We start from the raw sequence: 11,267 nt of genomic DNA on the forward strand, positions 1-11,267 counted from the left end.
CGAGATGAAGCGGATGAGTGTTTTCGTCAGCAACTTTACGGAGCAGGGGCTTTACGATTTCGACGTGGAGCGCGAGAGCGACGGGATGCTCTGGCTGGGGGGGCCCGACGCCGCCCCGGATCTGATCCGCTTTGGTATCAGGCACAATTACATCAATAATTTCAAGACCCGCATCAAAAAGTGTACGGAGAAGAACTGCAAGCATGGAAGCTTGACCCTCGACGGGAAATTCGTCAAGGAGTCCGTGAAGAAGTACTTCGGCCTGGACGTGGAAAACCGGAGCGTAACGGATTCCGAACCGTCGTACCACTTTGACGGAAAGCTCTATCACTTCGATGGGGCGGACGGGGAGGCCGTGTACTACGCCGAGGTGACGAGCGCGTCCAGGAATGGCAACGAGATCGACATGAGCGGAGAACTCTACAATACGGAGGACAAAAAGGACCGCCCCGCGACCTTCCGGGCCGTCGCGAGGCCCTACAAGTGGAAGGGAAAGGACACCTGGTCCATCGTCCGCCTGAAGACCGACTTCAAGTGAGGCCGGGCCTCCGCCTCTTCATTCCACGATCGGGGGATCGGCGCCACCGGTGAGGATTGCCCCGCGCGGGGGATACCTCTGTTTCTCCCAAGCGATGATCTTTGAAAGCCGCCCCGTGGCTCCTGCGATGCGGGGCGGCTTTCGATTTGCCCGCCGGCGAGGTAAAATGAAAACGAGGCGGGCCGGCAGTCCTTGGAGGGACGCCCGCCTCCGGCTCCCTTGGAGTCCGAGGGAGAGAGAGTTGGTGCCACTTTTGCGTTGTCTGAGATCACGAGGCCCCGACGGGCGTACTTTCAGGATAAGGAGTGGTGTGACATGGCGGAGAAGTTCATCTACAACTTGAAGGAGGGCAAGGGCGACCAGAAGCTGCTCCTGGGGGGCAAGGGAGCCAACCTCTGCCAGATGGTGCAGAGCGGGCTCCCCGTCCCGCCCGGGTTCATCCTCACGACGGAGGTCTGCCGCAGGTACATGCAGGACCCCGGGATCATGGATACGGTCTGGGATGGGGTCAAAGAGGCCGTCAAGGCGCTGGAGAAGGAGACGGGCAAGGGCTTCGGCGACGGGAAGAACCCGCTTCTGGTCTCGGTGCGCTCCGGTGCGCCCATCTCCATGCCGGGGATGATGGAGACGATATTGAACCTGGGACTGAACGACGAGACCGTCGAGGGGCTGGCCTCCGTATCCGGCAACCGGCGCTTCGCCTTCGACAGCTACCGCCGTTTCATCCAGATGTTCGGCAACGTCGTGGACGAGGTGAACGCCGACCGCTTCGAGTCCGCGCTCGCGGCCTGCAGGAATGGGCTCGGGGTCTCCCAGGACTTCGAGATCCCGGCTGAGGCGCTGGAGAAGCTGGTCGCCGAGTACAGGAAGATCTATAAGGAGGAGACGGGCAAGGACTTCCCGACCGACCCGTGGGAGCAGCTTCGCAGGGCCATCGAGGCCGTGTTCAGGAGCTGGAACATCCCGCGCGCCGTGACCTACCGGAAGATCAACAGGATTTCCGACGAACTGGGGACGGCAGTCAACGTCATATCCATGATCTTCGGCAACCTGGGCGACGACTGCGGAACGGGCGTCTGCTTCACCCGAAACCCGTCCGACGGCGAGAACAAGCTGTACGGCGAGTTCCTCATCAACGCTCAGGGCGAGGACGTCGTGGCGGGCATCCGCACCCCCATGCCCATAAGCCAGCTGGAGAGCGCCATGCCCGATATCTACAGGGAGCTTTGCCGGCTGACGAAACAGCTGGAGAATGCCTACAAGGACATGCAGGACATCGAGTTCACCATCGAGCGCGGCAGGCTCTTCCTGCTCCAGACCCGCACGGGCAAGAGGACGGCGGCGGCGGCGGTGAAGATTGCCATGGACATGGTGAACGAGGGGCTGATCAACACCGCGACGGCGGTGACGCGCGTGACCCCCGAGCAGGTGGAGCAGCTGCTGCACCGCCAGGTGGACAAGAACGCGCCTCAGGAGCTGCTTGCCGCCGGCCTGCCCGCGTCGCCGGGCGCCGGGGTCGGGATGCTGGTTTTCACGGCGGACGAGGCGGAGGATTTGGCGCATCAGGGAAAGTCCGTCATCCTGGCGCGGCCCGAGACCTGCCCGGACGACATCCACGGCCTCTTTGCGGCGGCCGCCGTCGTGACGAGCCGCGGCGGCATGACCAGCCACGCGGCGGTCGTGGCGCGCGGCATGGGCAAGCCGGCGGTCTGCGGCTGCGAGGAGATGGCGATCGACTTGGAGTCCGAAACCCTCACGAGCCGCGGCAGGACCCTGAAGAAGGGGGACTTCGTGACGGTGGACGGCTCCTCTGGCCGCGTGCTCGCGGGGCAGGTGCCGCTGACCGAGGCGACCTTCTCGGAGGACTTCAAGAGGCTGCTCGGCTGGGCGGACGAGGCGGCCGGACAGGAGGTCTGGGCCAACGCGGACACGCCGGAGGATGCGAGGCGCGCCCGCGAGTTCGGGGCCAGGGGCATCGGCCTCTGCCGCACGGAACACATGTTCATGGCGACCGACCGCCTGCCGGTGATGCAGCGGCTGGTGGTGGCCGAGTCCCTCGAGGAACGCATCGCGGCGCTGGACAAGCTGAAGGTGATGCAGAAGGACGACTTCGTCGGGATCTTCAAGGCGATGGACGGGTTCCCCGTTATCGTCCGGCTGCTCGACCCGCCCCTGCACGAATTTCTTCCCAAGGAGCCGGCCCTGCTGGAGGCGCTGGGCGAGCTGGAGAAGAAGGGCGCCGCCTCCTCTCCGGAGGCCGAGAAGCTGCGCCGAACGCTGAACAAGGCATATCAGCTGCACGAGGCCAACCCGATGCTGGGGTTCCGCGGCTGCCGCCTGGGGATGGTCTACCCCGAGATCTACGAGATGCAGATCAACGCTATCTTCGAGGCCGTGGCGGAGCTGACGAGGGCGGGCGTCAAGGTGAGGCCGGAGGTCATGATCCCGCTGGTGGGGACGCGGGCGGAGATGAAGTTCTTCCGCGAGATGGCCGACCGCATCGCAGGCGAGGTCATGAAGGCCTCCGGGACGGACTTCACCTACCTCGTCGGGACGATGATCGAGGTGCCGCGTGCGGCCATGGTGGCCGACCAGCTGGCCGAGTACGCGCAGTTCTTCAGCTTCGGAACGAACGACCTGACGCAGACGACCTTCGGCTACTCGCGCGACGACGCCGAGGGGAAATTCCTGTTCCAGTACATCGAGAAGGGCGTGTTCAAGGAAAATCCCTTCAGCGAGCTGGACCGGGACGGCGTCGGCGGCCTGATGCGAATAGCGGTGGAAAAGGGCCGGGGCGTCGCCCCCAAGCTCTCGGTGGGCATCTGCGGCGAGCACGGCGGCAACCCCTCCTCCATCGCATTCTGCTGCTCCCTCGGCATGAACTACGTCAGCTGCTCGCCCTTCCGCGTGCCCGTGGCGCGCGTGGCCGCGGCCCATGCGGCGCTGGGGACCTTGAAATAGGCGGACAAGAGGCTGACGACGCTCAACGCTCCATGTCTCTAATGATTGGGCCGGTCCTGATGGGACCGGCCTTTTCGTGCGCCGTCCTCGAATCGTCCTTGGATTATAATGGAGGATGAAGGAATTTCATCCTCTGCGAGGTGCGAAATATGGCGAACCATTATCTCTGTTTCGATGCGGGGACCCAGAGCGTCAAGGTTGCGGTCTGCACGGCGGACGGCCGGGTGCTTGTCCGGTCGGACCGCCCCACGACCCTCTCCTGCCCCCGTCCCGGCTGGGTGGAGATGGACGCGGAAGAGTATCTTTCCCTGGCCCTGGCCGGCATGAGGGACTGCACGGAACAGATGGTGCGGAAGGGGCTGGACCCCGCTTCCGTCCGGGCGATCATGGGGGACGGCATCATCTGCGGCGTCGTCGGGGTGGACGACGCAGGGCGGGCGGTAACGCCCTACATCAACTATCTGGACTCCAGGACGCGTGAGGACGCTGCGGCGCTGGCCTCCCTCGACCTCGAGATATGGGGGCGGGAGACGGGAAACCCCGAGCCTCTCTGCCTCTTTCCCGCCCTGCACGCGCGGTGGCTCCTGGCGAACTCCGAGCCCTTCCGGAGCCGTGGCCGGAAGTTCGTCCACAACGCCCCTTACATCCTGATGCACCTGGCGGGGCTGAGCGCGGAAGATGCCTTTCTGGACTGGGGGACGCTGTCCGGATGGGGGCTGGGCTACGACGTGACGCGCAAGCGCTGGTCGCAGGAGCAGCTGGACCTGCTGGGGATCGACGGCGGCCTCATGCCCCGGATTGTCCGGCCCTGGGACGTCGTCGGCGCGCTCTCTGCGGATGCGGCGGCCCGGACGGGCTTCCGGGCCGGCATCCCGGTCTGCGCCGGCGCGGGCGACACCATGCAGTCGCTGCTGGGGTGCGGCGTCTTCGCGCCGGGGCACGCCGTGGACGTCGCCGGGACCTGCTCCATGTTCTGCATCTCGACGGGCGGCATCGTGCCGGGGCTCAGCCGCAGGGGGAGCGGACTGATCTTCAACAGCGGAACGCTCGCGGACACGTATTTCTATTGGGGCTTCGTGCGGACGGGCGGTCTGGCCCTGCGCTGGTTCCGCGACAACGTCTGCGGGCGCGCGGGTGAGGACGGCTTCTATGCGGAGCTCAGCGAGGGGGCGGCCCGGGTTCCCGCGGGGGCGGGGGGCGTCCGCTTCCTGCCCTGGCTGACGGGGGGACCCGCGGGGCACGAGGAGGAGCGGGGCTGCTTCCTGAACATGACGCTGGAGACGGACCGTTTCGCACTCTGGCGCGCCGTGCTGGAGGGCATAGCGTCCGAATACGGCGAGATCGCCGAGAGGTGCCGGACGGCGGGGACGCCGGTGGACCGGATCATCGTGACGGAGGGCGGCAGCCGGGACGCGCTCTGGAACCAGATCAAGGCGGACAAGATCGGCGCGGAGACCGTGACGCTGGAGACGGGAGGGGCCCTCGCGACCAACGCCCTCGTCGCCGCCTGCGCGGCGGGCGACCTCCCCGAAGGGGAGAGGGGCATCGAGGCGGCCCTTGGGAAAAACCTCCGGGTCACCGGAAGCTGGACGCCAAGCCGCCGGGACGGTGCGGGCGATTGAGCGGAAATTCGATTGAAAGGCAATTCGAAGCGCTTCCCTCTTGACAGGGAGGCCCTGTCGTAACAATATTGAAGGGAGGGCGCTCCGACCGACCGCCCATCAACTCGGATTGGAGTGCATTGGCGACATGGAACTGTGTTATATCGACGGGCGTTTCGTCCCTCCGTCGGAGGCGGTTCTGCCCGTCAGCGACCTGATTATCCAGCGGGGCATCGGGGTCTTCGAGACGGTCGGGACCTACGAGAAGAGGCCTCTGATGCTGACGCCCCATCTGGAGCGTCTCCTGGCCGGTGCGGAACGTCTGCGGATTCGTCCGACGCTTTCCCTCGGTGAGATGCGGGATGTCGTGAAGGAGGGAATCGCCCGCCTGGACGCGGAGCTTCAGGTCAAAATCTACCTCACCGGTGGGGACGTCTTCGATGAGGAAAAGGGGTTCGTCTCCCCGCGTTTTTTTGTCGTCTTCGAGCGGCTGGCCCTTCCGTCTCCCCGGCTCTACGAGACGGGCGTCGTTCTCGAGCCCATGGATGGGGGGCGCGATAATCCCGAGGTCAAGAGCGTCGACTACCGGGCGGCCTATGCCCTCCCTCCGGGCGCCTTCGAGGTGCTCTACTGCCCGGGGGGAGAGATCACCGAGGCGGGGCACAGCTCGTTCTTCCTTGTCCGGGACGGGGTGCTGGTCACGGCTCCGCTGTCTCGTGTCCTGGGGGGGACCACGCGCAGGGCGATCCTGGAGCTCGCGTGCGGCTCCGGCATATCCGTGGAGGAGCGCTGCCCGACGTTGTCGGAGCTGAGCCTGGCCGACGAGGCCTTCATCACGGGGAGCGTCAAGAAGGTGCTGCCCGTCGTGAGGGTCGGGGATCGGACGGTCGGAACCGGCAGGCCGGGCCCGATGACGCTGCGCCTCTCGAAGCTCTACCTGGACCATATCCGGAAGTGGCTGGAATAAATGTGGGGGGACGAAGGGAGGAAGGTGCCTCGATGGCGTTCTCCGTTTTGACGATCAACCCCGGCTCCACCAGCACCAAGCTGGCCCGCTTCGAGGACGAGGCGTGCGTGTGGCAGGATGTCCTTCGCCATGCGGCGGAGGAGCTGGCGCCGTTCGGCGCGGTCTCGGAGCAGCTCGATTTTCGCCTTGGGCTTGTCCGTTCGGCCCTCGCGGCGCACGACGGCGAGACGGTCCGCCTGGATGCCGTCGTCGGGCGCGGCGGGATCATCGACCCCCTGCCCGGGGGAACGTATCGCGTCGATCCGGTGCTGGTGGACCGCCTCAGGCTGGGCAGGCCGTGGGATCATCCCTCGAACCTCGGAGGGGTCCTCGCCTTTTCCCTGGCGGAGCCCCTGGGGATCCCCGCCTTTATCGTCGATCCCGTGTGCGTGGACGAAATGGCGCCGGAGGCGAAGATCACGGGGCTTCCCGAGCTGCCCAGGCCCTCCCTGCTGCACGCGCTCAACGTCAAGGCGATGGTCCGGCGTGCGGCGCGCGACCTCGAAAAACCTTGGAACGAGATCAACTGCGTCGTCGTCCACCTGGGGGGCGGCGTCAGCGTCGTCGCCCACAGGAGGGGACGCGCCGTCGACGTGAACAGCGCCAACGAGTGGGGGCCCTTCTCCCTGGACAGGGCCGGCGGGCTTCCGGTCGGGGAGTTCGCGCGCCTCTGCTTCAGCGGTCGGTACAGCGAGGGAGATATCCGGCGGAAGCTGACCTCCGGCGGCGGGCTTCGTGCCTACATCGGGACGAACGACATGCTGGAGGTCGACCGGCGCATCCGGGCCGGGGACGATGAGGCCGCATTTTATCGCCGGGCCATGGTCTGGCAGATCGCCAAGGAGATCGGGGCCCAGGCCGTCTCGCTCGGGGAGCCCGTCGATGCCGTCATCCTCACGGGGGGGATCGCCCACGATGCCGGGTTCGTCCGCCTCCTCCTGGAGCGGGTGCAGTGGATCGCGCCCTGCCTGGTGTATCCTGGGGAGGACGAGCTCCTGGCTCTGGCGCAGGGGGCCCTGCGTGTGCTGAGGGGCGAGGAGCCGGCGCGGGACTACGCCTCGAGCGTCCTGCGTCGATAATGGGTGTGTATCGGCCGAAAACGGCCGTTAAAGCAGCCACATTGAAGGCTTATTCAATGGAAGGCTTTTTCGGAATCCAATACAACAGGGAGGAAATTTGATTATGGACCAGATTCGTTCGCTGTCCCAGATGATCGAGGAGGCCAGGAAACTTTGCGCGAGCAAGGGAAAAAAACGCGTTTCCGTCGCGATGGCCGAGGATGCGGGGCTGATCTCCGCCATCGAGGAGGCTCGAAGGACGGGGCTCGTCGAGGCGACCCTCGTGGGCAATGTGGAGAAGGTCAAGGCCTGCATCGCCGAGGCTGGGGCGTCGGAGAAGGACTACACGATCATCGATGAGAGGAACGAGGCCAAGTGCGGGCTCGTCGCCGTGACCGAGGTTTCCTCGAAGCGTGCCGACATCTACATGAAGGGACAGCTGCACACGGATCACTTTCTGCGCGGAATGCTGAATAAGGAGGTCGGCCTGCGCAGCGGCAAGGTCATCTCCCACTGCTACTTCCACCAGGTCGAAGGCTTCGACCGCATCCTCTTCGTCTCCGACGCCGCGTTCAACCCCTATCCCGACCTGAAGCAGAAGGCCGACATCCTGAGGAATACCGTCAGCTTCGCCCGCGCCCTGGGCGTGGAGTGCCCCAAGGTGGCCTGTCTGGCGGCCGTCGAGATGGTCAACCCCGATATGCCCTGCACTCTGGACGCCTGCGCGCTGGTCCAGATGAATCAGCGCGGACAGATCAAGAACTGTATCGTGGATGGCCCCTTGGCGCTGGACAACGCCATCAACGAGGAGGCCGCGAGGATCAAGAAGATCGATTCCCCCGTCGCGGGACACGCGGACATCCTGCTGGTTCCCCATATCGACGCCGGCAACATGATGGCCAAGGCGATCGTCTACTTCTCCAAGAACGAGACGGCGGGGATCATCGTCGGCGCGGCGGCGCCGGTCATCCTGACGAGCCGCGCGGACTCTCCGCGCGCCAAGATGCTCTCCATCGCGGCGGCCGTCATGATGGCCCACCACGCCGGGTAGGGATATCCGGGCAGAATGCACGACAGGAGGGCCGGCGCTCAGGCAAAAGCCGGCCCTCCATCCCAGAGAGGAGAGGTCGAGGATGAAGATTTTTGTCATCAACCCCGGGTCCACCAGCACGAAGGTCGCGCTTTTCGAGGGAACGCAGTGCCTTTGGACGGAGACCCAGCGTTACGATGCCGCCGAGCTGGAGCCGTTCGCCTCGGTGACGGATCAGGAGAGCTTTCGATACGACCGCATCGCGCAGATACTGAAGGACAAGGGCGTGGAGCCCTCCTCCTTTGCCGCGGTCGTAGGGCGCGGAGGGCTTTTGAAGCCGATCCCCGGCGGAACCTACAGGGTCGGGGCCCGGATGCTCGAGGACCTGAAGAGCATGGCCTATGGTTCCCACGCCAGCAATTTGGGCGCTGCCCTGGCCGTGCGCTTTGCCGCGGCGGCGGGCGACGTGCCGGCCTTTATCGTAGACCCCGTCGTGGTGGACGAGCTGGCCGACGAGGCCAGGGTCTCCGGGCTTCCCGAGATCCCGAGGATCTCCATATTTCATGCGCTGAACCAGAAGGCCGTGGCGCGGCGTGCGGCGGCGGAGCTCGGCAAGCCCGTCTCGGAGTGCCGCCTGGTGGTGGCGCACATGGGGGGCGGCATCTCCGTGGGGGCGCACTGCGGTGGGCGCGTAATCGACGTCAACAACGGCCTGAACGGCGAGGGACCGATGTCCCCGGAGCGCTCGGGCAGCCTGCCGGTGGGGGGGCTGGTTTCCTTCTGCTTCAGTGGCAGGCACACCCTTGCGGAGGTCCAGAAGATGATCTGCGGCCGAGGCGGCCTTGTGGCCCACCTGGGGACGAACGACCTGCGCGAGGTGGAAAAACGCGTCGCGGCGGGAGACGAGAAGGCGCGGCTTGTGTTCGATGCGCTGTGCCTCCAGATAGCCAAGGAGATCGGCGGCAGCGCCACCGTGCTCAAGGGGCAGGTCGATGCCATTGTCCTGACGGGCGGCCTGGCCTACAGCGACCGGCTCTGCGAGGCCGTGACCGCGCGCGTTAGTTTCATCGCGCGCGTCATGCGCTACCCCGGGGAGGACGAGATGCAGGCGCTGGCCGATGGGGCGCTGCGCGTCCTGGAGAATCGGGAGCCCGCGCTGGACTACGAGTAGAGCCGCTTGCCGGGCCTCTGAACCGGCCGTTTCGTTGTCAAAAAGAGCTCTCCGTCACGGACGGAGAGCTCTTTTTGACGCTTCTGAAGTGCCCGGCCAAACCGGGGTGACGATTGGGCGGGACCCTGCGTTTGTCCAACGGTACGGCCGCGGATGAACGAAGCTATGCCTTCCTCCTCTGCAGGAACGCTGCCGCGAGCAGCAGGGCAACCCCTCCATACCCCGCGTCGCATCCGCCGCCGTCCTTGGAGGAACCCGATGGATTCGGATTTGGATTCGGCATCGGATTCGGATTTGGATTCGGCATCGGATTCGGATTCGGATTCGGCATCGGATTCGGTTTTGGATTCGGCGTCGGATTCGGAGCTGGATTCGGCGTCGGATTCGGAGTGGGGTTCGGTGTCGGCGTCTTCCTGGTCAGGATCACCACGGGGTCGACAATCGTCTTTTCCTCCTTGCTCAGATCATAGTCTCCATTGTCCTTGATCAGGAGGGTCAGGACATATTTTTTGCCGGGCTCGATGGACGATACGACGGTGCCATGATCGTCCAGGATCGTGAAGGCCCCGTCCTTCACGTCCCCGAACTTGGTAGGATCGGAGAGATAGCCCAACAGGACGCCCGTCTTGGGGCCGGTCACCTTGACCAACTTGACGTTGGCTGGGGGGGTTGGGAATGTCCCTACCAGCACGGAACCCGTCAGCTCGATCCCCATGACCGCGATGTCTGCGCTGCTCTTCTTATCCAAATTCGTCTTCAGGAGAGGCATAGGATTGACCTCGCTTGGCAAGGGGTTTCCATAGGCCTTCTCCGCCGCGGCCCGAGCCGCCTCGGCAACCGCCTGCGAGACGGTGACGGCGCCGGACGAGCTCGCTGCAAGGTGTCCGGACGTAAATCCAAACGAAGCGGAGAACGCCTTTTCGGCCCTGCTCAGGTCCGAGAAGGGCTGCGTGGCTGCGGATTGCAGCCTTTTGTCCTTCGACACGGCGGGCGGAAGCGTCGGCGTCACGGGTGTGACGAAGGAGCTTCCGGCGGCCGATGCCGGCACATCGATGATCAGGGTCGAGGCAAACCACTCCTTTATCTCTTTCCCGTCTTGATTATACCGTCCGCTGGGAATTCCGGGCGGCATCAATCCAAAACAGTTGTAGCCCGCATTCCTCAATGTGAAATCGAAAATGCCGTTCTCGTCGGTGATTGCTATTGTCTCGGTGTTTTCGGGGCTTCCCAGTTTTCCGTCGGGCCTCCTGGGTCTGACTACCGGAGATTTCTCGTCGGCCCATTCAATCTTCACATTCTTTAGGGGCTGCCCTTTGACGAGGACCTTAAACGCCACCGTCTTGCCAGGGGCGAAATCGGCAACCTCGCTGAGAGGAACAATCTCAAGCACACCGTCGCCCCCTACGCGTTTCATGGAGAAGGCGTCCTTCTGAACGTTCAGGATCTGTTTCGAGTAGCCCTTATAAGCCATTCGGGGAGCGAGGTCACCGCTTGCCTCCAAGATAACCGTGCCCGTTTTTTCCAGCTTTGCCTGGGAAAGGAGATAATCGTTCCGCCTCTTGGTGATCGTTTGGTCCCCCGACTTGATGTCCACGCTGACGAAATGCCTTTCAAACGTCGGAAAATTTGTCTCCGTCCCGTCCTTGTATACAAAGCGTGCTGAAAAGATGTCCGCTGACGCCCAGCCCACTTCAGCGTTGAGAAAGGCCTCGGTAAAGGACAACTTTGCCTCGTACGTACTGCCCACCGCCACCTTATGGATTTTTGTGTCGGGGACAATGGAGAGAAAATGTGCCTCGGCCGATACCACGCACAACAGGGAGAAAAGTGTCGCGAAAATAGTTGTCGATACAAACATTCTGCGATGAAACATAAACCTCTCACTGCTCCTTACTCAATTAA

Annotated in this window: 8 protein-coding genes; 7 read left to right on the plus strand and 1 reads right to left on the minus strand. The window is 64.3% G+C overall.

Annotation, left to right across the window (positions count from 1 at the left end):
- From Q0176_RS05710 to buk (Q0176_RS05740), 7 genes are all read left to right on the plus strand, one after another.
- On the plus strand, nt 1–538 hold a 538-nt coding region (locus tag Q0176_RS05710), incomplete at its 5' end, for a hypothetical protein (protein ID WP_299300121.1).
- Between the two features lie 315 nt (nt 539–853).
- Nucleotides 854–3,499: a pyruvate, phosphate dikinase gene (ppdK, locus tag Q0176_RS05715; protein ID WP_299300123.1), complete on the plus strand. Its 2,646-nt coding sequence runs from the start codon at nt 854–856 to the stop codon at nt 3,497–3,499.
- Nucleotides 3,500–3,648: 149 nt separating this feature from the next.
- Nucleotides 3,649–5,121, plus strand: a complete 1,473-nt coding sequence (locus Q0176_RS05720) for an FGGY family carbohydrate kinase (RefSeq protein WP_299300125.1) — start codon at nt 3,649–3,651, stop codon at nt 5,119–5,121.
- Nucleotides 5,122–5,248: 127 nt separating this feature from the next.
- A complete protein-coding gene (locus Q0176_RS05725; protein ID WP_299300127.1) occupies nt 5,249–6,067 on the plus strand; it encodes an aminotransferase class IV in 819 nt (272 codons plus the stop codon).
- A gap of 32 nt (nt 6,068–6,099) precedes the next feature.
- Entirely contained in the window at nt 6,100–7,185 is a 1,086-nt protein-coding gene (gene buk, locus Q0176_RS05730; protein ID WP_299300130.1) for a butyrate kinase, read from the plus strand.
- A gap of 103 nt (nt 7,186–7,288) precedes the next feature.
- Nucleotides 7,289–8,215 carry a bifunctional enoyl-CoA hydratase/phosphate acetyltransferase gene (locus tag Q0176_RS05735; protein ID WP_299300132.1) on the plus strand — a complete coding sequence of 309 codons (927 nt, stop codon included), beginning with the start codon at nt 7,289–7,291 and terminating at the stop codon, nt 8,213–8,215.
- An 82-nt stretch (nt 8,216–8,297) separates the two neighbouring features.
- The gene (buk, locus tag Q0176_RS05740; RefSeq protein WP_299300134.1) at nt 8,298–9,365 is read left to right on the plus strand and encodes a butyrate kinase; all 1,068 of its coding nucleotides are present in this window, start codon (nt 8,298–8,300) and stop codon (nt 9,363–9,365) included.
- A 163-nt stretch (nt 9,366–9,528) separates the two neighbouring features.
- Here the strand turns inward: buk (Q0176_RS05740) and Q0176_RS05745 are convergent, their stop codons facing one another.
- Nucleotides 9,529–11,238, minus strand: a complete 1,710-nt coding sequence (locus tag Q0176_RS05745) for a DUF4198 domain-containing protein (protein ID WP_299300137.1) — start codon at nt 11,236–11,238, stop codon at nt 9,529–9,531.
- Nucleotides 11,239–11,267 lie beyond the last annotated feature (29 nt).

The sequence above is a fragment of the uncultured Fretibacterium sp. genome, assembly GCF_938040765.1.
Taxonomy (GTDB): Bacteria; Synergistota; Synergistia; order Synergistales; family Aminobacteriaceae; genus CAJPSE01.

Coding starts and splice junctions, on each gene's coding strand:
- buk (WP_299300130.1), top strand. CDS start 6,100: ATGGCGTTCTCCGTTTTGACGATCAACCCCGGCTCCACCAGCACCAAG.
- buk (WP_299300134.1), top strand. CDS start 8,298: ATGAAGATTTTTGTCATCAACCCCGGGTCCACCAGCACGAAGGTCGCG.
- Q0176_RS05735 (WP_299300132.1), top strand. CDS start 7,289: ATGGACCAGATTCGTTCGCTGTCCCAGATGATCGAGGAGGCCAGGAAA.
- Q0176_RS05720 (WP_299300125.1), top strand. CDS start 3,649: ATGGCGAACCATTATCTCTGTTTCGATGCGGGGACCCAGAGCGTCAAG.
- ppdK (WP_299300123.1), top strand. CDS start 854: ATGGCGGAGAAGTTCATCTACAACTTGAAGGAGGGCAAGGGCGACCAG.
- Q0176_RS05745 (WP_299300137.1), bottom strand. CDS start 11,238: ATGTTTCATCGCAGAATGTTTGTATCGACAACTATTTTCGCGACACTT.
- Q0176_RS05725 (WP_299300127.1), top strand. CDS start 5,249: ATGGAACTGTGTTATATCGACGGGCGTTTCGTCCCTCCGTCGGAGGCG.